This is a genomic window from Deinococcus metalli (assembly GCF_014201805.1).
GTDB classification, from domain to species: Bacteria; Deinococcota; Deinococci; order Deinococcales; family Deinococcaceae; genus Deinococcus; species Deinococcus metalli.
Map to the genome: position 1 here is coordinate 43,910 of NZ_JACHFK010000014.1, position 25,249 is coordinate 69,158.

General features: G+C 64.4%; 24 protein-coding genes, 4 pseudogenes and 2 riboswitches. Of the genes and pseudogenes, 17 read left to right on the forward strand and 11 right to left on the reverse strand.

Going from position 1 to position 25,249, the window contains the following annotated elements:
• The first annotated feature begins 10 nt into the window (after positions 1-10).
• Complete coding sequence (locus tag HNQ07_RS20450) at positions 11-502, forward strand: universal stress protein (RefSeq protein WP_184115272.1); 492 nt, start codon at positions 11-13, stop codon at positions 500-502.
• 413 nt (positions 503-915) lie between these two features.
• On the opposite strand, the gene pstS is transcribed toward HNQ07_RS20450, so the two are convergent.
• Both pstS and HNQ07_RS20460 read right to left on the reverse strand, forming a co-directional pair.
• Positions 916-1,944 (reverse strand): phosphate ABC transporter substrate-binding protein PstS, encoded by a 1,029-nt coding sequence (gene pstS, locus HNQ07_RS20455; protein ID WP_308430888.1) that lies wholly within the window; start codon positions 1,942-1,944, stop codon positions 916-918.
• Positions 1,945-2,586: 642 nt separating this feature from the next.
• Complete coding sequence (locus HNQ07_RS20460) at positions 2,587-3,948, reverse strand: peptidoglycan D,D-transpeptidase FtsI family protein (protein WP_184115276.1); 1,362 nt, start codon at positions 3,946-3,948, stop codon at positions 2,587-2,589.
• A 386-nt stretch (positions 3,949-4,334) separates the two neighbouring features.
• Here HNQ07_RS20460 and HNQ07_RS20470 point away from each other — a divergent pair.
• The 8 genes and pseudogenes from HNQ07_RS20470 (at position 4,335) to HNQ07_RS20505 (ending at position 13,172) form a co-directional block, all read left to right on the forward strand.
• Positions 4,335-5,506: pseudogene (locus HNQ07_RS20470) on the forward strand (IS3 family transposase).
• Positions 5,507-5,550: 44 nt separating this feature from the next.
• Positions 5,551-6,632, forward strand: a pseudogene (locus HNQ07_RS20475) (transposase).
• A 260-nt stretch (positions 6,633-6,892) separates the two neighbouring features.
• Positions 6,893-7,011, reverse strand: a riboswitch (TPP riboswitch).
• 133 nt (positions 7,012-7,144) lie between these two features.
• Positions 7,145-7,303, forward strand: a riboswitch (FMN riboswitch).
• A 35-nt stretch (positions 7,304-7,338) separates the two neighbouring features.
• Positions 7,339-8,457: a bifunctional diaminohydroxyphosphoribosylaminopyrimidine deaminase/5-amino-6-(5-phosphoribosylamino)uracil reductase RibD gene (ribD, locus tag HNQ07_RS20480; protein WP_229832272.1), complete on the forward strand. Its 1,119-nt coding sequence runs from the start codon at positions 7,339-7,341 to the stop codon at positions 8,455-8,457.
• Positions 8,457-9,119 (forward strand): riboflavin synthase, encoded by a 663-nt coding sequence (locus tag HNQ07_RS20485; RefSeq protein ID WP_184115277.1) that lies wholly within the window; start codon positions 8,457-8,459, stop codon positions 9,117-9,119. The genes ribD and HNQ07_RS20485 overlap by 1 nt, the downstream gene beginning before the upstream one ends.
• Positions 9,116-10,321: a bifunctional 3,4-dihydroxy-2-butanone-4-phosphate synthase/GTP cyclohydrolase II gene (locus tag HNQ07_RS20490; RefSeq protein WP_184115278.1), complete on the forward strand. Its 1,206-nt coding sequence runs from the start codon at positions 9,116-9,118 to the stop codon at positions 10,319-10,321. The genes HNQ07_RS20485 and HNQ07_RS20490 overlap by 4 nt, the downstream gene beginning before the upstream one ends.
• A gap of 133 nt (positions 10,322-10,454) precedes the next feature.
• Positions 10,455-10,940, forward strand: coding sequence for a 6,7-dimethyl-8-ribityllumazine synthase (gene ribH / locus HNQ07_RS20495; protein ID WP_184115279.1), 486 nt, complete (start codon positions 10,455-10,457; stop codon positions 10,938-10,940).
• Between the two features lie 234 nt (positions 10,941-11,174).
• Positions 11,175-11,880 (forward strand): annotated as a pseudogene (locus tag HNQ07_RS24565) (transposase); the annotation flags it as partial.
• Between the two features lie 299 nt (positions 11,881-12,179).
• A complete protein-coding gene (locus tag HNQ07_RS20505; RefSeq protein WP_184115281.1) occupies positions 12,180-13,172 on the forward strand; it encodes a DUF5666 domain-containing protein in 993 nt (330 codons plus the stop codon).
• Positions 13,173-13,601: 429 nt separating this feature from the next.
• Here the strand turns inward: HNQ07_RS20505 and HNQ07_RS20510 are convergent, their stop codons facing one another.
• A complete protein-coding gene (locus HNQ07_RS20510) occupies positions 13,602-13,754 on the reverse strand; it encodes a hypothetical protein (RefSeq protein WP_184115282.1) in 153 nt (50 codons plus the stop codon).
• A 361-nt stretch (positions 13,755-14,115) separates the two neighbouring features.
• Positions 14,116-14,589, reverse strand: coding sequence for a hypothetical protein (locus HNQ07_RS20515; protein WP_184115283.1), 474 nt, complete (start codon positions 14,587-14,589; stop codon positions 14,116-14,118).
• 398 nt (positions 14,590-14,987) lie between these two features.
• Between HNQ07_RS20515 and HNQ07_RS20520 the strand changes: the two genes are divergently transcribed.
• Together HNQ07_RS20520 and HNQ07_RS20525 are read left to right on the forward strand one after the other, a co-directional pair.
• Entirely contained in the window at positions 14,988-15,455 is a 468-nt protein-coding gene (locus tag HNQ07_RS20520; RefSeq protein WP_184115285.1) for a response regulator, read from the forward strand.
• A gap of 73 nt (positions 15,456-15,528) precedes the next feature.
• On the forward strand, positions 15,529-15,978 hold the full coding sequence (locus HNQ07_RS20525; RefSeq protein ID WP_184115287.1) for a response regulator: 450 nt from the start codon (positions 15,529-15,531) through the stop codon (positions 15,976-15,978).
• Between the two features lie 223 nt (positions 15,979-16,201).
• Here the strand turns inward: HNQ07_RS20525 and HNQ07_RS20530 are convergent, their stop codons facing one another.
• Positions 16,202-16,354 (reverse strand): hypothetical protein, encoded by a 153-nt coding sequence (locus HNQ07_RS20530; RefSeq protein ID WP_184115289.1) that lies wholly within the window; start codon positions 16,352-16,354, stop codon positions 16,202-16,204.
• A 799-nt stretch (positions 16,355-17,153) separates the two neighbouring features.
• Entirely contained in the window at positions 17,154-17,651 is a 498-nt protein-coding gene (locus HNQ07_RS20535; RefSeq protein WP_184115291.1) for a hypothetical protein, read from the reverse strand.
• Between the two features lie 381 nt (positions 17,652-18,032).
• Here HNQ07_RS20535 and HNQ07_RS20540 point away from each other — a divergent pair, with 381 nt between their 5' ends.
• From HNQ07_RS20540 to HNQ07_RS20555, 3 genes are all read left to right on the forward strand, one after another.
• Positions 18,033-18,449, forward strand: a complete 417-nt coding sequence (locus HNQ07_RS20540) for a hypothetical protein (protein WP_184115293.1) — start codon at positions 18,033-18,035, stop codon at positions 18,447-18,449.
• Positions 18,450-18,775: 326 nt separating this feature from the next.
• Positions 18,776-19,042, forward strand: a complete 267-nt coding sequence (locus tag HNQ07_RS20550) for a hypothetical protein (RefSeq protein WP_184115296.1) — start codon at positions 18,776-18,778, stop codon at positions 19,040-19,042.
• The gene (locus tag HNQ07_RS20555; protein WP_184115298.1) at positions 19,032-19,556 is read left to right on the forward strand and encodes a hypothetical protein; all 525 of its coding nucleotides are present in this window, start codon (positions 19,032-19,034) and stop codon (positions 19,554-19,556) included. Before HNQ07_RS20550 ends, HNQ07_RS20555 begins: the two co-directional genes overlap by 11 nt.
• A 242-nt stretch (positions 19,557-19,798) precedes the next feature.
• On the opposite strand, the gene HNQ07_RS20560 is transcribed toward HNQ07_RS20555, so the two are convergent.
• Positions 19,799-19,993, reverse strand: coding sequence for a hypothetical protein (locus tag HNQ07_RS20560; RefSeq protein ID WP_184115300.1), 195 nt, complete (start codon positions 19,991-19,993; stop codon positions 19,799-19,801).
• A 338-nt stretch (positions 19,994-20,331) separates the two neighbouring features.
• On the opposite strand from HNQ07_RS20560, the gene HNQ07_RS20565 reads away from it, so the two are divergent.
• Positions 20,332-20,502, forward strand: coding sequence for a hypothetical protein (locus HNQ07_RS20565; protein WP_184115302.1), 171 nt, complete (start codon positions 20,332-20,334; stop codon positions 20,500-20,502).
• 198 nt (positions 20,503-20,700) lie between these two features.
• Here HNQ07_RS20565 and HNQ07_RS20570 read toward each other — a convergent pair whose 3' ends face one another.
• Both HNQ07_RS20570 and HNQ07_RS20575 read right to left on the reverse strand, forming a co-directional pair.
• Positions 20,701-20,940: a DUF7669 domain-containing protein gene (locus HNQ07_RS20570; RefSeq protein WP_184115304.1), complete on the reverse strand. Its 240-nt coding sequence runs from the start codon at positions 20,938-20,940 to the stop codon at positions 20,701-20,703.
• 80 nt (positions 20,941-21,020) lie between these two features.
• Positions 21,021-21,278 carry a DUF7669 domain-containing protein gene (locus HNQ07_RS20575; RefSeq protein WP_184115306.1) on the reverse strand — a complete coding sequence of 86 codons (258 nt, stop codon included), beginning with the start codon at positions 21,276-21,278 and terminating at the stop codon, positions 21,021-21,023.
• A gap of 333 nt (positions 21,279-21,611) precedes the next feature.
• Here HNQ07_RS20575 and HNQ07_RS20580 point away from each other — a divergent pair, with 333 nt between their 5' ends.
• Positions 21,612-22,019: a helix-turn-helix domain-containing protein gene (locus tag HNQ07_RS20580; RefSeq protein WP_184115308.1), complete on the forward strand. Its 408-nt coding sequence runs from the start codon at positions 21,612-21,614 to the stop codon at positions 22,017-22,019.
• 61 nt (positions 22,020-22,080) lie between these two features.
• Here HNQ07_RS20580 and HNQ07_RS20585 read toward each other — a convergent pair.
• Positions 22,081-22,920 (reverse strand): annotated as a pseudogene (locus tag HNQ07_RS20585) (IS5 family transposase); the annotation flags it as partial.
• 428 nt (positions 22,921-23,348) lie between these two features.
• Complete coding sequence (locus tag HNQ07_RS20590) at positions 23,349-23,912, reverse strand: hypothetical protein (RefSeq protein WP_184115310.1); 564 nt, start codon at positions 23,910-23,912, stop codon at positions 23,349-23,351.
• A 326-nt stretch (positions 23,913-24,238) separates the two neighbouring features.
• On the opposite strand from HNQ07_RS20590, the gene HNQ07_RS20595 reads away from it, so the two are divergent.
• Entirely contained in the window at positions 24,239-25,240 is a 1,002-nt protein-coding gene (locus HNQ07_RS20595; protein ID WP_184115402.1) for an IS110 family RNA-guided transposase, read from the forward strand.
• Positions 25,241-25,249: the final 9 nt, after the last annotated feature.

The following is a 25,249-nucleotide window of genomic DNA, read 5'->3' on the forward strand; positions in this document are numbered from 1 at the left end:
GGAGACGCGCATGTACCAGCACATCGTGGTGACCACGGATGGCACCGACATCGACCACGCGGCGGTCAGGCATGCGGCCGGCCTGAGCCGCGCCCTGAACGCCACGCTCACGCTGCTGCACATCATTCCCGACGCCCACCGGGAACTCAGCAGCGGCACCGACCTGAGCGTAACCGCCGAGCAGACCGAGCGGGACTGGGCCCTTCAAGGTGAGGCGGCGCTGCACGACGGCGAACTCGATGCCGGTGACCTGCGGCTCGTGACCGTGCAGCGCCCCGCGCTGGGCCTCGACGTCCCGCACGCCATCCTGCGCGAGGCGGCCGCCCTGGATGCCGACCTGATCGTGATGGCCACCCACGGTCGCACTGGCCTGGCGCACCTCATCCTCGGGAGTGTCGCGGAGCGCGTCGTGCACGGGGCGGGCGTGCCGGTGCTGCTGGTTCACCAGGCACCCACGCCATGCCGGCGACCCCAGGCAACCGGGCCTGGCCCCGGCTGCTGACGCTACTTCCCCACGGCCAGACGTGGCCAGCAGGATGGGTGCCTGAGCGCATCCCGCACCACGCCCCCGGGCAGCCCCTGGCGGCGCCCGCACGGCGAAACCTCCTGTGGGACTCGACAGCCGCACCCAGATGAACGGCAGGCGAATCCAGGAGTCCATGCCGCCATGGAATCACAGCGGTCACCAGAACAGGGAATGTCATGACATTCCTCTGTTCTGGTGCGAGCAAAGCGAGTGACTGCCACGCACAGCGGCCTGCGTGAACCCGGGGGGTGCTGTTGACCCGGAGGCGGAACGGAATACCACGCTCACGCAGTGCGGACGGGGCTGCCCGCCGCGCAGGGCGACCATGTCAACCTCAGTCCGGACTGATGGAATGACGCGGCATGCCGCGTCACCACAGTTCAGTGGATTTATTTGGCGATCGGCTGGCCACCGTAGGTCATGCCACTGATGAGCACCAGCGCGCGGGTTTGGGCGCTGGACGGCAACGCTACATAGTTCAGCGCCGTGTTGTACGCCTGGCCTTTGGTCACGACCCACATCAGCAGCTTCTTGAGTGCAGCGGCGTCCTGCGGGGTGCGGTTCCCGTACTTCTGATCCTGGTACACGATCACATAGGTGTAGGTGCTGATCGGGTAGCTCTGGCTGCCGGAGGCGTTCGTGATGCTGATGATGCCAGCGGACGGCAGAGAGACACTGGCCGCTGCCGCCTTGACACTGGCGAGGTCGGCCTTGACAAACTGACCGGCCCTGTTCTGCACGCTGCCAAAATCAATCTTATTCTGCAGCGCGTAGGTCAGTTCGATGTACCCGATGGCGCCGGGCGTGGACTTGACGATGCCGGAGACCCCGTCATTGCCTTTGCCCCCCACCCCGACCGGCCACTCTACTGACGTGGCGCTGCCGACCTTCGACTTCCACTCGGGGCTGACTTTGCTCAGGTAATCCGTAAAGACGCCTGTGGTGCCGCTGCCGTCACTGCGGCGGGCCACGGTCACCGGCAGGGGTGGCAGCGTGACGCCAGGATTGAGCTTCGCGATCTGGGGATCATTCCAGACCTTGATCTTGCCGAGGTAGATATCGGCCAGTACCGGGCCCGTGAACTTCAGGGAGGCCGTCACGCCCGGGAGGTTGTAGCTGGGGACGACGGCCCCGATCGCGTCCGGGAACGTGATGATCTTCCCAGGATACCCGGCGACGTCCGTGGCGGGGACGGCGACGTCACTGGCGGCGAAGTCGATCGTCCGGTCGTGCAGTTGCTTCTGACCGGCGCCGCTGCCCACGCTCTGGTAGTTCACGGTGTCGCCCGTTTCCGAGTGGTACTGGTCGAACATCTTGCTGAACAGCGGGTAGACGAAAGAACTGCCAGCGCCGGTCACCGTGAGGGCGCTGGCTCCGGTGCTCAGCGTCAGGGCGATCAGGGCAACATGTTTGGTCATCCTCATGACCCGACCTTAGGTGCGCACTGTCATGGATTCGTCAATGCGGTGCGTGACAGGACGAGAGCGTGAAGACCTGTGCTGTCCCGCATCTCAGTTCCCAGCGTCCGCCGATATCAGAGTCGGGGCTGGCCTGAAGAGGACGACGCCCGGTACCGAGGTACCAGGGAACAGTGCTCTTGATGGAGGCCATGTTTCGATGCGGTTGGGGCCGGATGTTGGTCACGGCCCGCCAGAGCGAATATCTGAACGCTGTTGCCAACCCGCGCAGCTCGACGGGGTGCCGCTGTCAATGCCGATGCGGCCACTGGAAACACAGTGCTTCGGAGTGGTGCGGCGCAACCGTGATGTTCCCGGCGCAGGGTGTTGTGATTGCGTACGGTACCGCACCTGCACAGCAGCTTCCGGGCGCCACACCAGCGGAGCGGAAGCAATGCTGGCACCGGATGTCCCCGACGACGCTCGATTGGACTCGAAGTTGCGTTGGCGTCGGCTCTGTCGCGGGTCAGCCGCTCACCGCAGTGAACTTGCCTGAATCGTGTCAGAAGAGGCGCAACAGCATCGGTGCACGCCAGGTTTCGCGCCCTGACTGGTATGGGCGCGCCGGGACTGCCTGCACGAGGCTGGAATCGGTCCTGCCGCTCAGCGACGTCCAGGCTGTACAGGGGCCATTCCAGAGTTGCTTGCTACGGCCGCCGCGACGCTGCGGAACGTCGGGGCTGCGGCCTGCGATCCCTGGTAACGCGTGCGCGCACGGAACAGGGTGACGCTGATGGTGTACTGCGGAGCGTCGGCCGGAAAGAACCCAGTAAAGGTGCTGTTGTACTCCGTCGGGCTGTACCGGCCATTCACCACCGTCTGGGCGGTTCCAGTCTTCCCCGCCAGACCATATCCACGCAGGCGCGCAGCATGTGGAATCCCGTCGTTGATGACATGGTGCAGCAATTCATCCATCGCGTGGGCAGTGGCGGGCGAGAGGAGGCGACGGGCAGGTGCCGACGCCTGGCCCAGGATCAGGGTGGGTGGAACATACACCCCGTCGTTCGCAATCGTGTTGAACGCCGCCGCAAATTGCACAGTGGTGGTCGTGACCCCCTGACCAAAGGCGTTGGTGGCCAGACCGATCTCACCCCACGTGGGTGAGGGATTGAGGCGGCCCTGCGCCGCGAATGTCCCGAGCGCAGGCAAGGGTTGGCCGATCCCAAACCGTACCAGGACGTCATGCAGCCGCGCTGCCGTCAGCGCCTGAGCGATGAGCGACATCCCGACATTGCTGGAGTACCGCAAGATGCCCTGCACGGTGAGCTGCCCTGGATGGGGTACTGCGTCATGGATGGTAAACCGCCCGACACGCCGGCTCATCGGTGTGTCGTAAACGGCCTCGGGACGGGTCAGGTGGGCGTCGAGGGCGGCTGCGACCACCAGGGCCTTCATTTCGCTGCCGGGTTCATAGGCATCCTGGAAAGCCCGGTTACGCCAGGTCTGCATCGTCGTGTCCTTCCAGTGGTTGGGGTCAGCCAGCGCGTCGTTGGCGGCGGCGAGAATGGCACCTGTTCGGCTGTTGAGCACGATGATGGCACCACCGCTCGCGTCATGTTCCTTCACGGCCGCCCGGAGGTTGGCCTCCGCACTGACCTGGATGGCAGGAACGATGGTCAGGTGGAGATCCTCGCCGCGGGCCAGGCGGGCTTCCTGTGAGGCTTCCAGCCCCGAGAGGCCCCCATCCGTACCAGTGAAACCCACCAGTGCACCCGCAAGCGTGCCCTGCGGGTAGCGCCGCCGTCCGTTCACTGTCGTAGCCAGAACTGTGTCGTCTGCGGCGAGAATCTGCCCACGTGCCGGTCGCGCGGCTGGCTTGATGGCGCTGCTGGGAGGGCCCAGACTCAGGGCGATGAACGCGACCAGCAACAGACTGAACGAGAGGAGACCGATGCCGCGCATCACGCGCCAGCGCTGGTTCGGTGGAATGACCAGCGTGCGCCCGGGGGAGGCGGTGAACCTCACCCTCGTCCGAGCTGGGGCGCCTTAAGTAAGGGTCTGAAGGGGTGCGGGGTGGCGAGGCAGGTGAGGAAGAGCAGTGAGGGCATATATTCTCCGGAACCACGATACGCCCGGGTGCCGTTCGGGGCGCTCTTGGCGCATACCAGGGCAGTGGAGTGCACCCCCGACCCCGGGCCACGAGCCAAGACACTTCGCCCTGGTCAGCCGCTACGCTGACCACATCGCGAAGGAGCCCGCATGCCCGGACGTCAGCACAGCCGAGAGTTCAAACTGGAAGTGGTCAGCCAGGTCAACATAGGCCAGCGCAGCACTGCTCAGCTCTGCCGCGAACTGAAGTTGCTAGGGTTTCGTGGAGTGGGAGTTCAGGCTGATCCACTCTGGAGCTCACGATGTCCTCTCAACGCCAGGAATTTTCCGCCGAGTTCAAACGAGAAGCCGTCCAACTGGTCTTGTCGACTGGGAAAAGCTGCGCACAGATTGCCCGCGTCCTTGGCGTGCCGCCCCACTACGTGGTGCGCTGGAAGCAGCGTCACGAGCAGCAGATCGCCACAGGACGCCCCGCATTCGCGGGGCGTGGGATCGCAGCACTCAGTGCCCAGGAGACTCGCACCAAGCAGTTGGAACGCGAACTGGACATTACCCGACAGGAGCGGGACATCCTGAAAAAAGCGCTGGCCTTCTTCGCGAAAAACAGCTGATCTACGCGTTCATTCAGGCACATCAGGGCGAGTTTTCAGCCGCTCGGATGTGCCGGGTGCTGCAGGTCAGTGCCAGTGGGTTTTACGCGTGGCGAGGAAGGCCTGAAAGTCGACGTGCTAGGAACGACCGCGCCTTGACGCTCAAGATCACGACCTGTCATGAAGAGAGCCGATCCACCTACGGCACACCCCGGATCAAGGCGTCGCTGGCATCCCAGGGGGAGGTGGTCAGTCGTCAGCGGATTGGTCGGCTGATGAAGGCAGCGAACCTCAAGGTTCGCTGCAAGCGGAAGTTCCGGACGACCACGCGCTCGAACCCCGCGCTGCCAGTCGCCTCGAATCTCCTGAACCGTGACTTCACCGCGAGCAAGCCGAATCAGAAATGGGTGACGGACATCACCTACTTGCCCACCACTGACGGGTGGCTCTACCTGGCCACGGTGTTGGACTTGTATTCCCGGCGAATTGTCGGCTGGGCAATGAACGAGCGACTCATGACTCCACTGGTGCTGGAGGCGCTGGCCATGGCGCGGCAGGCCAGACGGCCCGCCGCTGGGCTGGTGCACCACTCAGATCGAGGAAGCCAGTACGCGAGTGAGGTGTACCGGCAGGCGTTGAATCGCTTGGAGGCGGTGCAGAGCATGAGTCGTGCGGGAGATTGCTGGGACAATGCCGTGCAGGAAAGCTTTTTCTCGACGCTGAAGATGGAACTCGACCTGCACAAGGCACGAGGAACTCGTGCCGAGACGCGTACGGAGGTCTTTGAATGGATTGAGGTGTTCTACAACCGTCAGCGCCGCCACTCGGCGCTGGGATACCACTCGCCTGTCGCCTTCAAAGAACGAACGGTCAACCTCAACTGAGCCTCCACAGAACCCTTGCAATCCCAAGTAGAGAGAATCCGGGAGTGTCTACGTCACAGATCCTAGGGGAGCCCGTCCGCAGTCTGGCAGACGAGTTCCTGGCCGTTCCCACCACGTCCTCCCAACAGCGCAGCCTGCAGGCTGCGCTGTTCATGTTTCTGGACACCGCGACCAGAACGGCGCTTCACCGCGTCGACTTGGTCAGTACAAGTACCCTGAGCCGCCTTCTGAACGAATATTCCTGGGATACGTCCCAGGGCTGGACGATCCTGCTCCAGGTTCAGTGGGACGCCCTGCATATGGCAGCGAAACGCAAACATCGGCCACTCTTGCAGCTGAGTGTCGAGCTGACCCGCATCGAAAAGAAGGGCAGCACGCTGCCCTTCGTCCGCGTGTTCAACAGAGTCCACAGCATCCATCTCGTCGTGCTGTTCGCTGAGTACGGTGCGGTGAAGTTCCCGGTGGGCGACCGCGTGTACAAAAGCAAAGGGACAGCGACCCTAATCACCTTGGCCCGTGAACTGCTGCGGACTGTCCCAGACGATATCCGACATCGATTCCGGATCCGTGTGCTCGCAAACAGGGGCCAGGGAGCCGCTGTCTTTTTCGATGAGGTGCGGCAGCGTGGCGTCGAGTTCGTGGTGGGCGTCCGGCAGACCCTGCACCCCGGGATCGTCACGGTGGCCGACTGTCTGCATAGCGGATACGTCGAGTAGAAGAACTGGCCCCATGACACGCTGTCGCTGGGCCAACTGAGCGTGGAGACCGAACATGTCATGCCGTGTCTTCAGAACTGCTGGACGGCGACGAGGGTGTCCCCGAAGGCGCGAAACGCTGGAACGAGGAATCTTTCTTTAAGGAGGGCAAGCATCAGTTTGGGCTGGCACAGTTCGCGTTGCGAACTGCTGTGGGACTGGATCGATGGGTGTTGCTGGTGTTTCTCGCCTGGACGCTGGCGATCCTGCACCGCGAGGTCGGGATGACTCTGGAGGCGTGTGCCGCGCGCGCCGTGGTGACGGTGCTCCCACAGGTCTATCTGAACCGCTTGCTCCAGACGTTCAGAAAAATCGCGGAATTCCTCGCCCAGTACGGCTATTCACTCCATGATGCGAGGTGCAACTCCTGAGCTTCACCCTTCCCCAACATCCTGGGGACGCCGCGCCGATTAGGGATACCTCGATTTCACGTACCTGAAGTAACGCCTCGACAATGACAGCAAGGTGGGCAAGGGGCAACGCAAGCGGTTACCAAAGAATTCAAGCGCGAGGCCGTCAGGCTCGCTCACGAGCTCGACCAGATGTTCATCGGCATCTCGAGCAACCTCAGATATTCAGAACGATGACGTCCCCTCACGCGTCCGGAGGGAGCTGGCGTCGGCACATCGACGCTTCGCACCCGTCACGCTCCCTCCGCTGGTATGACCCAGATCAGGTTCCTAGGGTTGGGCACGGCACCCTCTCAGCTGCCCGCTGCGCTACAGCGGATCGGCACCCCTGCTGACTGCCGCGAGTGTCTCACCGGTGGCACGCCCCGGTCAAGGGCGGTGGGTGGCCACGTCCAGGCAAGGTGTCCAGAACGCCGTCACAGTGTTGAGCCCTCATGGTGTTAGCCTCGGCGTGGCCCGCTCCCTGGGTGGGCCGCTTCCTTCGGGGCAGGGTGAAACTCCCTACCGGCGGTGATGACGCCCCTGTCAGGTGCGCCTCAGCCCGCGAAGCCCGCGCAAACTGATTCACGCGCCGGCCCGATCTGGTGGAATTCCAGAGCCGACGGTCACAGTCCGGATGAGAGAAGGAGGAACGCTGCCCTGCCACCCCGGCGGGCGGCGACAGCTCATGTATGAAGTGAATGCCCCACCCGGAAGGGTGGAGGCCGTCACGGCAGCCGGCGCGTTCATGCGTCAGGCGCTGCTGGAGGCGGCCAGAGGACTCGGGCGAACGTCGCCCAACCCGCCCGTTGGGTGCGTGATCGTACAGGGCACCGAGGTGGTAGGCCGCGGCTTCCACCCAAAAGCTGGCGAGCCCCACGCGGAGGTCTTCGCGCTGCGCGAGGCTGGCGAGCGCGCCCGCGGCGCGACCGTGTACGTGACGCTCGAACCGTGCAGCCACCACGGGCGCACGCCGCCCTGCGCGGACGCGCTGATCGCAGCCGGCGTGTCCCGGGTGGTCGTGGCCACCCTCGACCCGAATCCCCAAGTGGCCGGGCGCGGCGTGGAGACGTTGCGGGCTGCAGGCATCGATGTGACCGTGGGCGCGCTGGAAAGCGACGCCGCGCGTCAGCAGGCGGGCTTCCGAAGCCTGGTCGTGCGGCACCGCCCATGGGTGGTGGCGAAGTACGCCATGACCCTGGACGGCAAGGTGGCCGCCGTGGGCGAGGGGAACGGCGCCGTGAGCGGTTCCCTCGCCCGTGAGCGGGCCATGCACTGGCGGGACGAACTGGACGCCCTTGCGGTCGGGAGCGGCACGCTGGCCCTGGATCGCCCAGCCCTGACAACCCGCGGCGTACCAGGCGGGCGTGATCCCCGCCCGATCGTATTCGACCGTCACGCCGCGAGTGATCCGCATGCCCGTGCCTGGCGGCCGGGAGGCGTGCTCGTCACCGCCCCCGACGTGCGCGCCGATGCTCACGAGGCAGCAGGCGTGACCGTCGTGCGCGCCGGCACCCTTCCGGATGCCCTGACGCACCTCGCTGGCCTGGGTATCTCAAGCGTGCTGCTGGAGGGCGGCCCGACTTTGCTCGGCGCGTTCCTGGCGGCGGAACTTGTGGATGAGGTGCGGGTCTTCATCGCGCCGAAGGTGCTCGGCGCAGGGTTGTCACCGCTCGTGGAGCCAGTGCGATTCATGCGCCATGCGCAGCACCTGCACGACGTCACCACAGAACTCCTCGGCCCGGACGTGCTCGTCACGGGCCTCCTGAATGACATTCCGCGCCTGAGTGCGCCGGGAGCGAACTGATGTTTACCGGAATCATTGAACAGGTGGGGCGAATTGCCCACACCGCAGAGAACGAAGGCAACCTGAGCGTCATCATCGAACCCACTCACATGTGGAACGACGTGCAGTTGGGCGAGAGCGTCGCCGTGAACGGCACCTGCCTGACCGTCACCACCTGGGACGACGTGGGCTTCACCGTCGACCTGAGCCGCGAGACCCTCGCCAAGACTGCCCCGCACTGGCAGGACGGCGCGAAGGTGAACCTCGAGCGCGCCATGACTGCCCAGGCCCGGTTCGGCGGGCACGTGGTGAGCGGCCATGTGGACGGGATGGGCGAGATCCTGCGAGTGGACGCGCAGCCCGGCGCCTACACCATGACCGTGCGCGCCGTCCCGCACCTCGCCCGCTACCTGGTGCCCAAGGGCAGCGTGACGGTAGACGGCGTGAGCCTGACGGTGGTGGACGTGGGTGGCCCCGCCGGCAGTCGGCCCGACCTGCGCGCCGACGAGTTCACACTGTGGCTGGTGCCGCACACCCTGGAGGTCACGACCCTGCACACCTGGGCGGCGGGCACCCAGGTGAATCTGGAGGCCGACCAGATGGCGAAGTACGTGGAGAGATTGATCCTGATGCGCGACTGGACGCCGCCCGCCCTGGACAGCACGGTGGAGGGAACGGCATGACCCTCGCCTCCATTCCCGACCTGCTGGCGGAACTGCAGGCGGGGCGACCGGTCATCCTGGTGGATGACGAGCACCGTGAGAATGAGGGCGACCTCCTGCTGCCGGCGGCAACGGCCACGCCCGAGTGGGTGAACTTCATGGCGCGGGAGGGCCGCGGCCTGATCTGCGTGACGCTGACTCCCGAGCGGGCGAAGGCCCTGGAATTGCCGCCGATGGTGGGCAGCAGCACCGACCCGAACGGGACAGCCTTCACGGTGAGCGTGGATCATGTGAGCAACAGCACTGGGATCAGCGCCTTCGACCGCGCGGCGACCATCGCGGCCCTGCTGGACGACGCAGCACGACCCGCCGACTTCCGCCGCCCGGGGCACATCTTCCCCCTGGTGGCGCGTGCTGGCGGCGTGCTGCGCCGATCCGGGCACACTGAGGCCGCGAGCGATCTGGCGCGGCTGGCGGGCTTCGCGCCAGTGGGTGTGATCTGCGAGATCATGAACGATTCCGGCGAGATGAGCCGCCTGCCCGAGTTGCTGTCGTTCGGGGAAAAACACGGCCTGCTGGTCGGAAGCATCGAGGCGCTGATCGCCTACCGCCTGGAGCATGACCCGTTTATGGTGCAGGTCGCCGAGGCAAGGCTGCCCACCGAGTACGGCGAGTTCCGCATCGTGGGGTTCCAGGACTCGCTGAGTGGAGCGGAGCACGTGGCGTTGGTGATGGGCAAGGTGACGCCGGAACCACTGTTGGTGCGCGTGCACAGCGAGTGTCTGACCGGGGACGGCTTCCACTCGCTGCGGTGCGACTGCGGCCCGCAGCGGGATGCGGCCATGCGGATCATCGCTGCCGAGGGCCGCGGGGTGCTCGTCTACTTGCGTCAGGAAGGTCGCGGGATTGGACTCCTGAACAAGATCCGCGCCTACCGCCTGCAGGATGGCGGCGCGGACACCGTCGAAGCGAACCTGCAACTCGGCTTTCCGGCCGACGCCCGGGACTTCGGCATCGGGGCGCAGATGCTGCAGTTGCTCGGCGCGCGGCAACTGCGCGTCCTGACCAACAACCCCCGCAAACTGCATGCCCTGGGCGGCTTCGGCCTGGAGGTCGTCGAGCGCGTCCCCCTGCACGCCGGGCACAACGCCCACAACGCGGCGTACCTGACCACCAAGGCGGAAAAGCTCGGCCACATCGGCACGGACGGCAGCGGCGACTGAGATGACAACGCTGGACGCTGAGCTCCTGATTCAGCGCAGCGCCTGCCTCCTTCACCTGCCCGCCTTCCACATCCCAAGTCAATGCTCGCCAGGCCACAGGGCTCAGCACGCGAAAGCCCTCCACAGGAGTCCCATGAACCGAATTGAAGCCACGCTCCTCGCCACTGACCTCAAATTTGCCATTGTCTCCACCCGTTGGAATCACCTGATCGTTGACCGTCTGGTCGAGGGCGCGGAACTGGCGTTTGTGCAGCACGGCGGGAAGACCGACAACCTCGACCACTTCCTCGCACCAGGGAGCTACGAAGTGCCGTTGATCGCGCGCAAGCTCGCGGAATCCGGAAGATACGACGCCGTGGTGTGCCTGGGGGCCGTCATCAAGGGCGACACCGACCACTACGACTTTGTGGCAGGCGGTGCGGCGAGCGGCATCCTGAATACGTCACTGCATACGGGTGTGCCAGTGGCCTTCGGTGTGCTGACCACCGATACGGTCGAGCAGGCCCTGAACCGGGCAGGGATCAAAGCCGGCAACAAGGGCGCCGAGGCCGTGCTGGCGATGATCGAGACCGTGAAGCTGCTGCGGCAGATTGTGCCTGGAGACGCTGGGGTAGCGTGATTCGGGCAGACGGGCCAGCTGGATGCAGGCCAGCCTCTTTTTCTGTCCGGTGTAACGGTTCAGCCGTCGGCCATCATTCACCCAGGCCGACGGGGATGAAAAGCATGCGCAGACTGCTCAGTGTGAAGATTCACCGGACGCTAAAGACCTCAATTATTCCGTGATGCCGTCATGTGGGGATACCTCGATTTTGCGCCCCTGAAGTAACGCCCCGACAATGACAGCGAGGTGGGCATGGGACAGCGCAAGCGGTACACCAAAGAGGTCAAGCTCGCGGCCGTCAGGCTCGCTCACGAGCCCGACCAGCTATTCGCCGGCGTCTCGACCAAGCTGCGCATCAGCGACTCGTCCCTTCAGCGTTGGGTACGAGAATTTGAGCAGCAGGGTCAGTCATCCTTCCTGGGTCACGGGAAGGCCAGCCTCACTGCCGAGCAGGCAGAGATCAAATGTCGATGGCGTGAACTGAGTATTGCCCGTCAGGAACATGATGTGTTGAAAAAAGCCATGGCCTGTCTTGGCCAGGACAGCACCCGTATGGGGCTTGGCCGCTTCTTCGCTAAGGAACAGTGAAGCGCTTCGAATTTATCGACGCGCACCGACTCGAGTTCCGCCTGGACGTCATGTTCTTGGGCGGAACGGCACCCGTGTGGGCCTGCCCCCTGCCAGATGCTGGACGTGACCAGAAGCGGGTACGCAACCTGACGAGGAAGGCCGATGAGCCCCAGACGTGCTCAGGACGACGCCCTGAGCACGGAAATCCAGCAGATCCACACCCGAACCAAAGGGCGGTATGGCGTGTCCGGTGTCCACGCAGAGTTGTGGGAGCACGGCATGCTCCCGGCAGCGGGTCGCCCGACTGATGTCCGCGACGGGCCGCAGAGGCAAGGGGCACCGAACCTCCACGCACACGACCCCCCACAACGAGGCCCACCCATATGCCGCCATGAGTTGCCTGCTCCTCAAGCGATTGACGGCTGTGTGAAGATGCCGTCTAGCACGCAAGATGAAGATGCCAAGCGAGCTTTGAGTCCCAGTCGGAGGCTGGTGTTCAGGAGGCCCTGTGTCGCCTTCATGTCGACCGGAGTCAGGACACCGTAAGGGCAGTCCTGGCATTGTCCCGGCATCAGGCAGGACACCGGAGCCCGCTTGCGCTGCTGTCACGACGCGCCTGATTTCAGACGGCGGGTCATCCCCCTTCAGGTTCCGCGTTCTGCGCGCCCCTTCGCCCAGGAGAATCACATGAAGCACGCTCTTCCTGCCACACTCGTACTCTCGCTTCTCCTAGCCGCGTGCGGGAGCACGTCGGGCTCCCTGACCCCCGCGTCGTCCCAGACCCTGAGCGGCACCATCACCAGTCTGAGCAGCGACCGTAGCGCCCTCACCGTCGCCGGCACCACGGTCAAGCTCACTGCCAGCCTGCACGCCCTGTCTGGGGCGACGGCCATCCGAAAGAACGGCACGGCCAGCACCGCCCACGCCCTGAGTGTTGGTCAGAACGTGACGGTTCAGGAAACCGGCGGCGTCGCCACCGAGGTGGACGTAAACGTAGAATTGCGAGGTCAAATCTCGTCGGTCGGGGCCACCAGCTTGGTGGTGGCTGGCCAGACAGTGAACGTCGATGCGGGTACCCGCATCGAACTCGCCAGCGACGACGATACCGCCGCCACTGCCCACGTCCTGGCTGACCTGACCGCCGGCACCTTTGTCGAGATCAGCGGGCAGCGTGACACCAGCGGTGCGATTCTGGCGAGCAACATCGAAGCGAAGAGTGCAGAGGAACTGCACCAAGACGGAGAGAACGAGGACAGCGAGGTCAAGGGAGAGGTGACCAATCTCGATGCCACCGCCCATCTGTTCACGGCCAATGGCACCACGGTTTCGTATGACCCGGCGACAGTCGCGGGCACGCTGGCACCGGGCGTCGCGGTGGAGGTGGAGGGGCAGTTCGACGCTGCCACCGCTGTCCTCAGGGCCAGCAAGGTTCGTGTCGAAAGCGATCAGGAAGAGCACGAGGGGATCCGTGCGGGAGCGGTGGTGACGGTAGAAGCGCGGGTAGAGTCGATGGATTCGGCCTCGCAGACGTTCACGGCACGGGGGCTGACGGTTGGATATGCCCGGGCGACGGTGAAGGGTCAGGTGACGCTCAGGGCCGAGGTGAAGGTGAAAGGCACGGTGGACGCCGCCACACCCACCCTGATCCATGCCAGCACCGTGGTGGTCGGGGACGACTGAACGCCGCTTTTCCATACGGGGTTGGGTTCATAGCGCAGCGACTCGACGTCCACTCTTCAGTGGTTCCCGCCACGTGTTGAAATCTATACAGACGGTGCATGTCTTTCCGCGATTTTCTGTCGGCTGATACAGCAAATTTCCAGCCCAGCGGTTTGAATTGATACCCTGCGAATACCGCTCTATAGTGAAGAAATCAAGGTGGCCTTCGGGTCGCCTTCTTCGTTGACAGCGCTACGCTCATGGCTGCTCGTTCGGTATCAGCAGCGGCATAGCCCCACCCTACGCCGTCGAACAGTCCACAGATCCCGGCGATCCCCGCTCTGGTTACTCTGGAATCGCGTCGGGTTCGTGGGTGCCGGGGCGTGGCCAACGGAAGCCTGCCGCGCTCTGCACCGCCCCATCCGACTCCCCCCGGAGCGTCCACCCACGTCACGCCATGAGCGGCGCGAACGTGGCAATGTCTTCCGCCACAGCCTGCCGAACCGGCGTGTAAGTCAGCCCCAGCTGGTTCTCCGCCTTGCTGCTGCCAAACCGGAGCCCTGCGGCCAGGTGGCGGGCGCTGTTGCCGGTGAAGCCCAACATAGGCGGCAGGCTCGTCCACCGCTCGCGTGTCTTGAGCCGATCCCGGAATTGTGGCCAGGTCGGCGGGTCTGACGGGCGAAGGGTCGAAGCAATCCTGGCTCGATACGCGCTGGGCGCAAGATGTTTCAGCGAGGAGTGCGGCCTGGGGGATGATCGTCGTCCCTTCAGAGTTCGATCTTCTCGGCTGCCGACCTCGAACCACGCAGCCGGCGTCATGCCCACCGAACGCCCTCCTACGCTTGGCCTACCGATCCGCTGCACGCCTTATTGATAACGGCCTAGCTTCGCATCGACATGACTGCTTGCGTCATGTGCTGTACGGATCGCAGCAGACACGGCTTCATGCAGACCAACGCCGTTATCAATAATTGGGAGGTGGCAGGTGGATCAGGCGGCCCTTGGCATCACTGGCCAGTTGCAGCACTGGCACTGAGATCTCCACCACCTGCTCGGTCAGCTGTACCCGCACGATCACCTGCGGCAGCGGCCCCCCCAGCGCGCCCGGCGCATTCAGCCGACTCTCGAAGGGCCGCACGGCCTCTTCTGCCTGGGGCTGATCCTGCATCTGCTGGAGCAGCCGCTCGCTCAGGATCGTCCGGCGCGCTCCCGGCTTCAGCCAGTGGATGACCGGATACCGGTATGGCGGCCGAGCCAAGGCCCTCCACCCAGCCGCGCGCAACACCACTGAATCAATCAGCACGTCCTCGCGGGTGCGGTTGACCACCTCCAGCGCCCGGGTGCACATCAGCACCTCGCCTCGCCGTACCAGGGACTCGATCTCGCCGAGGACGATGAGTCCGGCCTGTGCTGCCAGTACGCGGTCTTCCTTGTCCATGGATGGCGCAGTCTAGCGCCCTACGTCCGTCCCAGCGCGCCTCCCCCTGTTGCCAGCACGCGCCCAGAACCCCCGTGCTCCCGCGCATACCAGACGAGATCAGGGCCCTTCCCTGGCCAACCTTGTGTGGCACCTCGCGCCCTATCTGCCCCACGTGCTGATGCGCGAGGACACCTGGGTGATAACGAGTTTCATATCCACCGCCTTGGACTGCTCCAGGGCGGTGTGGCCCGGCGAGCTGCAGAATGCCGTGGTGCGACGCCAAGACAGGTCAGACCACCCTTGAGCCAGCTGATGCCTGCGCCAGGCCGCAGGCGACGCCTACCCACAGGAGGAAAACCATCCACAAGAATGTAATGGAGATAAATGAATGTTAATGATCTGCCATACACTGAGGCATGCCGGACACCGTCCCAGCTGTGCCCACAATTTCCAATGGACGACCCCTGCGCGTGCTCCTGGTCGACGACACCTCCACAGACCGCGAATTGACCCGTGAGGCCCTGGCCGGCCATGAGCAGGCCGTCATCCTTGACACCTGCGCCAGCGGGGAACGCGCCCTGTCGTTCCTGCGCGCCCCCGACACCACGCTGCCCGATGTGATCCTGCTCGACCTCAACATGCCCGGCCTGACCAGCTTGGAGGTGCTCGCCCAGCTCAAAGACGACCCCAGCCTCCAGATCCTCCCCGTGGTTATCCTCAGCAGTTCCGGCGACACCCGGGATATCGAGCGGGCCTATAGCCTGCATGCCAGCTCCTACCTCATCAAAACCCCACAATTCCAGCGGTTCGTGCGGCAGATCGACGCCTTTGTGAACTTCTGGATGCGCAGTTGCACCCCGAGCGGCTTCCGCACTGTGACTTGAACACCCGTCATCGGGCCATACATCAATGCTTCATGAACACTGGTGTAAAGCCTCTTGGCTTCTACCCTACGGCATGCCAAACGCAGCCAGTGACCTCGCGGTGGCTATCCAGGCGCGCCCTTTGCGCGTCCTGCTCATTGAGGATGACGCCGGTGACGCCGCGCTGATGGAAGAGGTCTTCGGTCAGCATGCAGAACGGGTCAGTCTCGACATCAGTCCCAGCGTCCCCCAAATGTTTACCCACCTGCGCACGCCTGGTCTCCCGCGGCCCGACGCGCTGCTCCTAGACCTCCATCTGGCGGGTCACTCCGGTCTTGACGTACTGGTGGAGCTCAAACGTGATCCGCAGCTGCATCACCTCCCCGTCGTGATCCTGAGTGGTTCGGATGATCCGAAGGACATCGCGCGGGCGTATCAGGAGCATGCGAGTGCGTACCTGATCAAGCCCTTCACGCTGGATGTCCTGCAAGCGCAGATCGACGCGTTCGTGAGCTTCTGGCAGTGCTGCAGCGTCATCGGCTGACGCTCACAGTTCTGGGCACAGCGGCATTCCTGACTTGATAGGGAAGCTCGGCCTGCATGCTGTAGGGGTGGCACCAGTTCCACGCCTACCCGCTGTGCGGGACTTCCAGGGCGGTAAACAGCCCTCATGACCTGGCGCGTCCCATCACCCTCATCCGTGGGCCCCAACCGGCTGCCTGCGGCGGCCGTGGCGTGGCTGACTGAGTCCGGCCGCCCTTCGTCCGTCACACGCCACCCAGCAGTACCGCGACGGACAGTCCGAGCCGCACCCACATGACCCACCAGGGTGCCTGTCCGTGCAGGGCCAACAGTGCATTCCACACCGCGGCAATCAACAGGGACGCCGAAAGGATCACGACGACCACCAGGTCAAGCATGCGCTACTCCATCACGCCTGCGCTTGCTTCCCAAACCACGCGTGTACGGCCTACCATCGCCCGGTTCAGGAGCCTATCCGTACACCACCGCAGCGCGCTGCGGTTCCCTGCCGGAGCACCGGACAGATCTTCCCGCGCGTCCGCAGGGTCAAATCCCGCCTCCGAACCTGCCCCAGGACGGTTCATGGTCAAGACTGTCAACTCGGCACCGTCCTCGCCACACGCACCACTGTTCCATCGGCGATGGGCTTCATGTTGACCCCGACGAACTCCGCCGGGCCGCGGTATGTGCCTGCCTCCTTCGTCCGGAGCGAGCACGGCCTGCCCACCGAGCGCCGGCGCCCTGAACCGGTACCAGTCACCGAGACTGAGCTGGCCATCTCGTCCCCAGATCTCCGGGAGCGCCTGCGCGTGGCAGATCCGTCACGGGGCGACCCTGCTGCTTGCGGCGCCCGGCCCTCTGGAACCGTCCTGGCCTACCGTCCACCTGGTGGAGAAGCCCGCGCTGCGTCATCCATCTGACCGCGAGCTGCGCCGGGACAGGCGCGTCACGTCATGACGACGGGAGTCAGAACGATCCCTGGGGGGCTGAACCATATCGAGTTCCACCTGAGACGTCTGAGGCCGCGTCATGACGTGACCGTTGACTCTGCCTGGGGATCGGTACCGGGTGAGGGGAACCGGGCGGAGCGGCGGAAGCACAAGCGCGTCTCCTCTCCCCCTTACACCGTGCCTTGCCAACAAAGGCCTGAGAACTCCTCTTTCTCAGCTCAAGCTGATCAGCCCGAACCTGCGACCATCAGGCCCCACCTACCAACCGAATCCCCTCCGCAGACCGGCGCACCCGGATCTCCGTGAAGTGCCCCGCCGCATCCACCGCCGCCTGCACCGACCCGAGGCTGCGCATGATCAGCACCAGCTGACGCACCCGCAGCGCCGGCAGCCCCAGGAACGCCTCCAGCGTTGCGGCCGAGACGTGTTCCTGTCGCTGCAAGAGCTGGTACATCAGGCGCTGCTGCACCCGCACGCCCGGCAGGCACGACTCGGCCCGGTCGTTGATCCACTCCGCCTGGCCTTGAGGTGTCAGTACCACCGAGACCAGCATCGCGTCCCCCTCCTGCCGGTACAGCAGGACGCTCCCGGCCTCCCGAAGTTCCACCAGAGCCCGGCCCACCGACAGGACGTTCACCCCCTGCGCCTCAGCAAGCGCCCAGGGGACGAACGCGTGGCCCGGCACCTGCAACCAGGCCAGGGCCAGCTCGTCCATGATCGCAGCGCGCACGTCCCGTGGCTTCATGTCCACCTCACGATACGGCCTCGGTACAGGAGTCCCAGACGGCGTCAGTGCCGCGTCCGCTGCCCCCCTTTCTCAGTCAGCGGCAGAACCTCGACCGCGAGATCGCGGGGCAGGAGATTTCCTGCGATCAGTGGTGCGTTCTGACTCCCGTGGACGGCTTGGTCTCTGCGGTCGCCCTGCACGCCACCAGCCAGATCCTGCAGGGCATGCATCCGGCACAGACTGGTGTACGGGTGACCAGCCGCGTGCTCACCGGGATGGTGCCTATACTGCTCGCCGAGACCTGCGAGGTCATGCACGCCCCTGCTGGCAGGACAGGCGTGTTTGGTGGCGGGACGTGGCCGCGCGGCCCAGCCCGACCGCCCTGCTGGAGGCACGCTGATGATCTACCACCGCGTCCAATACGGCCCCGATGCGACCGACAGTTTCATGGTCGTCCAGGGCATGGTGGCCCTGATCGGCGAGGGCGGCACCGTGACCCTCCCGGCCGGCATGGTCTGGCCCGGCTCCCGGGCCTTACCCGACTCCCTGATGGATCGGCTCCAACTGGCCGAATCGCAGCTCAGCGCACGGGCACGCACCGCGCCCTGCTGGGCCACCCCGCGCGATCTTGAGGTCGCGGTCGCCCTGGTGATGGTGCAAGTGCTGCGCTCCGGCCCCCTGGATCACCGGCTGGAGGTTCTCGCGCAGCAGCTCGACGTGAACGGGCAGGCGGTCGAGACGACTGGTCACCTCTTGGGCGCGGCCCGCGAGTCCGTGAACAAGCGGATGCCTCGCTACCGCGTGACCCCTGACTGATCCACCCCGTCCCCAGCGTGGAGCCGGGGCCGTCGACGAGAATGCCCATTCCCAAGAAGTACCCCTCCAAACCCCGATAGGAACCAAGCAAACCCACCCGCCTGACCTCGCCACGCTTGCCGAACTGGCGGCAGCGAGCCTGAATCCGGGTTTGGCCCACCCCGTGGCGCTGTTCGACGACCAGCACGGCGGCACGTGCGGCACCTGCGGTCTGTTCGACCGCGCCGCCGTGCCGAAGGCCCCCGATGACAACACCATTTGACCGCCCGCCGCCCTCATCCCCCGCCCAGGCCGGGGCGCGCGGGTGAGCTGAGCAACTCACCTGCGTGACCGCACAGGACAACGAGGACGACAGCACGAATGGCGGCATCGCGGCCGCCCTGATGCCAATGGCCAGCTCCCGCGACGTTCACTTGGCCGACGAGGCTCAGCGCTTCGAAGACCAGCTCGCGGCCGGGATCGAGCAGCAGCTAGCGATCACGCCAGACGACACGGGCCAGGGTCGGTGCGCGCACGCTGCCCCGGTGGGTGGTGAATGCCACCTTCAGCACGTTATTCAGCGGTTCGTGCTAGCACCTGGGCATGCCTTCTGACGTTGCTGCTCCGGACGAATGGACGCCGCACCCAGGCTCAACCCCCTCCCTGATCCTCTCCCTCCTGGATCCCATCGATGCCCGCCCCCTTCCCGCGCTCCCCGGAATCCAGCCGAGCGCCCGCTACACGGCCACGCACCGGCTCCATGTGGCGGGATACCTCGCACGACACGAGCAGCCCGGTGAGACCGAGGCCCGCTGGACGGTCACCGAGACCGGCCAGCGCGCCCGGCAACGCTCGGAGACTGGCCTGACAGTTCGTCAGGCGCGTGTCCTGCTGCTCATTCCACCCCATGGCATCACGGCTCAGACCTTGACCCGTGCGTACAACGCGCTGTACGGCGACCATGCCCGCGAGCTCATGTACCAGTCGCTGGCTGCCCTGCAGGGCTTAGGGGTGCTCCAGCGGTCGTCCTCCCCCGCGAAGTGGACACTGACGGTTCTGGGCCGAACCCGCATCCGTGACGCGGCCTTCCGCCTGACCCTGGACACCCCAGCTCCTGGCCCCTCCTGATTAATTGCCCAACGCACACATCCACCGGTCGCCTATCAGGGGCCGTTGGCCACGGATCCCCCGTACGTCCAGCCGACATCTTCCCAGCTGGGCTCGCGGCTGGGAAGATGTCGGCTGGACGCCGAACCCCACCCGAACTGGTCATCAGCGCCGGATGATCCAGGCAGGTTGGGCTTTGTCGACAACCTTACGGGAAACCCCACCGCGCCCAGCCTCAGGGGGGCGTGCATGACGCCAGGACTTCATGACAGCCCCGAACTCACCGCATCCCCCACCACCCACACCGACCCCGCGCCGAGGCTGACTTCTCCACTAGTGATACCTCCTTGACCGACGTGGTCTTCAAACACCAGCTCGACCACTGCCAGCCCACCATAATCAGTCTCCCGCGCGACCATCACATCGTCCTCGTCGGCGAGCAGGGTGACCGCCCCCATATCTGGATCCGCCAGCCTACCAAGCCGGCCGGGAAGCAGATCGCCTGCACCTTCCGCGTGTGCTCGGCACTGGCGATACCTTCGACAGCGCGGCCAGCAGCGTGGGCAGCGACCAGGATGGCCGGTTCATCTGGCATGTCATCCAGACCTGAAGGCTGGGCGCCTGCCCCCGGCACGGCCGCCCATGACGTGCTGGACAGCCTCGCCAACGTGCCGTCCCTGCCCAGTGTGCCCACGGGACGTAACCTCAACACCATGTCCATCCCCCGAACATACGCCCCTGGATCTATTACGTCCTCAACCAGCTCCACGGTGATCTGAACGGCTCCTGAGGTCATATGTTCATCGCAACTCTCCTGCTGCTCCCGTTGGCTATCGTCGCCGTGTTCCTGGCGCTGCTGGCCGCGTCGCCCCGCAGCGCCGCGGATCAGGCGATCGACGATGCGGAGCAGGGCGCGCCTCTTGCCGCTCTCGAGCGTACCCGCATAGTGCCCTTACCCGAGACGTGACCCAGCGGGATACCGATCCAGCCAGGAGCGGTCAGCTGTGAACCGCCGTGATTATCAGAACGCCCAGCAGCGCATTAGCAAACGCCAGCAGGAACAGCGTCAGGTCGAAGGAGAGCCAGACGCGCATATGCAATGGAATGACGCTCAGGCAGGCCACCGCGCGGCATCCACATCCGCGGCAGGGGCACCTCACCCATGTCACTCCAACAGCCGGTACACCCCTCGTCCGACCCGCTCCAGATCCTGGTACTGCCCGCCATCTTTCGCGTTCGAGTTGACACACATCACCGCCGTCACGTAATTGCTGATGGTCACCCGGACGTACGGGGTGTTGCGCCAGGCCATCCGCCGCAGGATCTCGCCCAACCTGAATTCCCGTTGCGGGCGAACCTTCAGGAGCTCCTGCAACTCGCTCAGGATCTCATCGCGGCAGGTCATATCGATATGGTGCGGCAGTCGGCCCCTGCTGCTGTACTGGCTGGCCTTTATTCGCCCTCCTGCTGCCCTTGGTCAATCGCTCAGGAGGGTAGCCAATGGGGCTCGCGCAGCCGGTACCGCCCCCGACCTACGCGTTCCAGGTCGTTGTACTTCCGGTACCTAGCCGACGGGGCGTTGGCGCACATGAAGGACGTGATGTACGACATGATCGTCCCTTTGTGATACGGGCTCCGCTCGGTCCGCATGGCCTGGATGACCTCAGACAGGCCGAACTCACCATCAGGCCGATCCTGGATCAGGCGACGGATGACACTCAGGATCTCATCGCGGCACGTCATGACCTCAGTGTGCCTCACCGCAGGCGGTAGCGGCCCCGGCTCACCCGTTCGAGATCCTGCGACTTCTTGCCGGTGGCGCCGGCGCGGCTGTGGCACTGGCTGCACTGGGAGCAGGTAGACGCCCTAAGGGCGCTGGGATAAACGACCAACCGCCCGCCGAGGCAGGGGGTCGGGCGGGCGGTGTTTGGTCAGAGATGTCCGATAGGTCGGAAGCTGCCGGGGGTACGCCCTAGTGGATGACCACAGGCTTGGCTTGATCTAAACTGAGGGATGGGACGACAGAAACAGTTTGTGGTGGTGTTGACGGCGGATGAGCGGCACACACTCACGGACATGACGCGCAAAGGCGTCCACAGCGCGCGGGTCATGACCCGCGCACGTCTGCTCCTGCTCAGTGACCAGGGTCTCAAAGATCGGGACGTCGCGGCGCGTGCGGGCATCAGTACCGTGACCGTGGCCGCCATCCGACGTAAGTTCGTAGAGGGCGGCCTGCAGGCCGCCCTCTACGAGAAGGCACGCCCCAAACAAGCGCCCAAACTGAATGCCCAGCAAACCGCCATCCTGATCGCCGAGGTGTGCTCGACGCCCGCAGGGCGCGAGACCTGGACGATGCAACTCCTGGCAGATCGACTGTTGACCCTGGGCGTGGTGGAGAGCATCAGCGATGAAACGGTGCGGCGCACGCTGAAAAAAACGCGCTCAAACCGTGGCAAGTTCAGAGTTGGTGTGTCGCTCAGGTAGGCGCGGATTTCGTGTGGCGCATGGAAGCCGTGCTGGACACCTAAAGTGCGTCTGATAAAGGTTAGGGCGAGGACGTTGCCAGCCGCCGCACCATCAACCGGATCATGACTTCGTACACGAGGTTCTCAGCGGTTTCTACCAGCGCTTCATAGTCCTTGGCCATGCGCCTGGACTTGCCCAACCACGCGAAGGTTCGCTCGGCCACCCAGCGCCACTTTAGGACGACGAATCCTTTCGGCACCTCCACGAATCGTGGAGGTGCGTCTTTTGGCGCCCAGGTGCCCTGCCAGCCCGACCACGGGTGCTTCACGATCTCCAGCGTCCAACCCAGGTAGGTCTTGATGTCGCCCGCCAGTTTGCCGGTGTAGCCCGCATCGGCCCACAGATGCTGCATGCGCGGAAAGACGTTCGGTAGATCACGTAGGAGCAAGACCGCGCCGGCGCGGTCTTGGATGTCCGCTTCATGCACCTTGATGGCCATGACGAGGCCCAGCGTATCGACCAGGAGATGACGTTTCCGCCCCTTGACCTTCTTCCCCCCGTCGTAGCCGCGGGGCCCACCCGCCTCGGTCGTTTTCACCGATTGGCTGTCAATGATCCCTGCGCTTGGGGTCGCATCGCGACCCTCCCGCGCACGTACCAGTTCACGCAGCGTGGTGTGCAGTCTCTCCCACACGCCTTGTAGCCTCCACAGCCGGTGGTAGTGGTACACGGTCTGGCAGGGTGGAAGGTCGTGTGGCATGGATCGCCACGCGATCCCGCCCCGAAGAAGATAGAAGATGCCATCCAGGATCTCTCGCGACGACCATCTGCGAGGCCGACCACGATGTGCGGCAGGGGGAAGGAACTGGTGGAGGACGTTCCACCCAGCATCGGTGAGGTCATTCGGGTACGCGGATCGGGGTCATGAACGCGCCACCTCCACCTCATCGTCTTCCACATCGGCAGGCAAGGCAAACCTGCGCCAGCACGTTTTTCAGACGCACTTTAGGTGTACCCAGCCGCAAAAGTTAACAGCTCTTGACCCACTCGACCGATACCATGCGCCCGTATGAGCAGGCGTCGAGGTCGGTGGTGAGCGTGAGGACATTCCAGGACACCAGGGAACGCCCACGCGCGACGGTACCCTCGTGGTGGGTGAACCTTGAGACACGTGGGATATGGCTGCGGGAAGCACGGTACGCGGGTGCGGTCGCGGGCTACCTGGCATTGGTCGTGTTCCTCCTGAAACGCTAAACGACAAAAAACCGCCCCGGCACAGGCCAGGGCGGTTGATGTGGACAGATGATAGCCGAACCCGTTCTGGAGGAAGAGGTTCGGCACCTCAGTCTACTCAGATCCCCGGTGGCAGGGTACGCGGTACAGGCCTGGTTCCTCCCGCTGAACCATCAGGTACCCCAGACTGGCCAGGTAGGTGACGACTTCCCGAATCGCCGCAAGTTCTGTGGACGCAAGGCCTTCGGGTAGCCTGGCCTGAATTGCGTGCTTCAAATCGACCTCGCTGATCTCGGTGCCACTGGGGAGGTCGAGAATGACCTTCAGGGCGGTTGCATCGATCACGGCGGAGGGCATACCGAGTGGTATAGCCCAAGCTCCTTGAATCTTCGATGAAACTTCACAAAAGCTCAAGCAACTGCGAAAGAACGCAGAATGAGATTGAGGCCGGTTGGTTGGCCCCTTGAATCGCTGAAATGGTGCAAGTCGTCCGTTACCGGTCAGCGCGAGCGGCACCGGCACGCCATTTCCCAGGTACCCGAAGCCCTGCGTGTCCTTGATGCTGGAGGCAGGATCAATGGCGAGGAACACTAGGTCGTCCGTGCCCCCAGGCTCCACGTCATTCGAGGTGCAAATCCAGGAGACCAGCTTCGTCACGACCGGATCCGGCAGGAACATCTCGCCCACGTCCAGTTTGATGCCTACACCGTCCACCCTGACTACCAGTCAAAACTCGTGACCTGATCGAAAAGTCGGCTCCTGTAGCGTGTTTTCTTATGTCTTAGGCCGGGACGCCCTTCCTGATCAGAATGGGCAGTCAGGCCAGCCCGAACCAGCAAGCCAGGTGTTTTTGAGGCCCATGAAGGCCGTATCGCAGAGCTGGCCGGTTCGGGCGCACTTCTCGAAGACTGAACGCTATCCAAGGCACCGAAGCCTGCACCATAAGAATCAGTTCCGAGAGGGCACCGCCTGACCACTCCACCTGACGCTGTGGGAGGTTCGTGATGCATGTACTCGGTCTGGATATCGGGAAGGACACCGTGTTTGCCCATCTGATACGGATGGATGGCGCCACCCATTCCCTGGCAGCGGTACCCAATACGGCCGTTGGATTCCGCCAGTTGCTGACCTGGGCCAGAACGCACGGGGCGCCCAGGGCCACGCTGCATGTCGTGATGGAAGCCACTGGCGTGTATTGGGAACGGTGCGCGCAGTATCTGTTTGAGCAGGGGTGTACTGTGAGCGTCGAAAATCCCACGCGCATCCGGTACTTTGCTCGTTCCAAGGCGCGTCGGGGAAAAACGGACGCCATGGATGCGGCGTTGATTGCTGCCTATGGCAGCACGATGGCGCCGAGAACTTGGCGACCGCCCAGTGCCGCCCTGCATGAACTGAAATTGCTCTGCCGCGAACGGTCAACCCTCGTGGTGACGTTGAACGCCGAGCAGAATCGGCTGCATGCCATGAACCACCGGGCGGTCGTGACACAGCGATTGATGGCGTTGATCCAGGAACGCGTAGCGTTCCTGCAGACCCAGGTTGAAACCCTTGAACGATCGATGCGCACGTTGATCGAGGGTGACCCTGCGCTGGCTGAACCGCTGCAATTGCTGTTGACGATTCCCGGCTACGGATTCCTGACGGCGGCCAGCGTGTTGGCCGAGACAGACGGCTTCGCACTGCTGGAGACCGGAAGGCAGATCTCGGCGTATGCCGGCATTGCGCCAGCACCCGTTGAGTCAGGCACGAGTGTTCATGGTCATAGTCGCATTTCTAAAATCGGCAATGCCCATCTCAGGCGAACCGCCTATCTGGCAGCATCCGGTGCCCGGAAGTCGAAGGGGCGTGTGGGCGAGTTCTATCGCCACCTGCGGGCACAGGGGAAGCCACCCAAGGTGGCCCTTGTGGCGCTAGGGAGAAAACTGCTGCGCATTGGCCTGGCGGTCGTGAAGTCCGGACAGCCCTACCAGGAAGCCTATCGACGATGCACGCCTAGTGTGCCTTGACGATCAGGC

What these genes read in the sequence shown, in the direction of transcription:
- HNQ07_RS20570 (WP_184115304.1), bottom strand. Translation starts at nt 20,940, where the DNA reads ATGACCTGCCGCGATGAGATCCTGAGCGAGTTGCAGGAGCTCCTGAAG.
- HNQ07_RS20525 (WP_184115287.1), top strand. Translation starts at nt 15,529, where the DNA reads ATGCCAAACGCAGCCAGTGACCTCGCGGTGGCTATCCAGGCGCGCCCT.
- HNQ07_RS20490 (WP_184115278.1), top strand. Translation starts at nt 9,116, where the DNA reads ATGACCCTCGCCTCCATTCCCGACCTGCTGGCGGAACTGCAGGCGGGG.
- ribD (WP_229832272.1), top strand. Translation starts at nt 7,339, where the DNA reads ATGTATGAAGTGAATGCCCCACCCGGAAGGGTGGAGGCCGTCACGGCA.
- HNQ07_RS20565 (WP_184115302.1), top strand. Translation starts at nt 20,332, where the DNA reads ATGTTCATCGCAACTCTCCTGCTGCTCCCGTTGGCTATCGTCGCCGTG.
- HNQ07_RS20485 (WP_184115277.1), top strand. Translation starts at nt 8,457, where the DNA reads ATGTTTACCGGAATCATTGAACAGGTGGGGCGAATTGCCCACACCGCA.
- HNQ07_RS20515 (WP_184115283.1), bottom strand. Translation starts at nt 14,589, where the DNA reads ATGGACAAGGAAGACCGCGTACTGGCAGCACAGGCCGGACTCATCGTC.
- HNQ07_RS20540 (WP_184115293.1), top strand. Translation starts at nt 18,033, where the DNA reads ATGATCTACCACCGCGTCCAATACGGCCCCGATGCGACCGACAGTTTC.
- HNQ07_RS20530 (WP_184115289.1), bottom strand. Translation starts at nt 16,354, where the DNA reads ATGCTTGACCTGGTGGTCGTCGTGATCCTTTCGGCGTCCCTGTTGATT.
- HNQ07_RS20535 (WP_184115291.1), bottom strand. Translation starts at nt 17,651, where the DNA reads ATGAAGCCACGGGACGTGCGCGCTGCGATCATGGACGAGCTGGCCCTG.
- HNQ07_RS20450 (WP_184115272.1), top strand. Translation starts at nt 11, where the DNA reads ATGTACCAGCACATCGTGGTGACCACGGATGGCACCGACATCGACCAC.
- HNQ07_RS20520 (WP_184115285.1), top strand. Translation starts at nt 14,988, where the DNA reads ATGCCGGACACCGTCCCAGCTGTGCCCACAATTTCCAATGGACGACCC.
- HNQ07_RS20555 (WP_184115298.1), top strand. Translation starts at nt 19,032, where the DNA reads ATGCCTTCTGACGTTGCTGCTCCGGACGAATGGACGCCGCACCCAGGC.
- HNQ07_RS20560 (WP_184115300.1), bottom strand. Translation starts at nt 19,993, where the DNA reads ATGGGGGCGGTCACCCTGCTCGCCGACGAGGACGATGTGATGGTCGCG.
- HNQ07_RS20575 (WP_184115306.1), bottom strand. Translation starts at nt 21,278, where the DNA reads ATGACGTGCCGCGATGAGATCCTGAGTGTCATCCGTCGCCTGATCCAG.
- HNQ07_RS20595 (WP_184115402.1), top strand. Translation starts at nt 24,239, where the DNA reads ATGCATGTACTCGGTCTGGATATCGGGAAGGACACCGTGTTTGCCCAT.
- ribH (WP_184115279.1), top strand. Translation starts at nt 10,455, where the DNA reads ATGAACCGAATTGAAGCCACGCTCCTCGCCACTGACCTCAAATTTGCC.
- HNQ07_RS20505 (WP_184115281.1), top strand. Translation starts at nt 12,180, where the DNA reads ATGAAGCACGCTCTTCCTGCCACACTCGTACTCTCGCTTCTCCTAGCC.
- pstS (WP_308430888.1), bottom strand. Translation starts at nt 1,944, where the DNA reads ATGACCAAACATGTTGCCCTGATCGCCCTGACGCTGAGCACCGGAGCC.
- HNQ07_RS20510 (WP_184115282.1), bottom strand. Translation starts at nt 13,754, where the DNA reads ATGTTGGGCTTCACCGGCAACAGCGCCCGCCACCTGGCCGCAGGGCTC.
- HNQ07_RS20590 (WP_184115310.1), bottom strand. Translation starts at nt 23,912, where the DNA reads ATGTTCCTGCCGGATCCGGTCGTGACGAAGCTGGTCTCCTGGATTTGC.
- HNQ07_RS20580 (WP_184115308.1), top strand. Translation starts at nt 21,612, where the DNA reads ATGACGCGCAAAGGCGTCCACAGCGCGCGGGTCATGACCCGCGCACGT.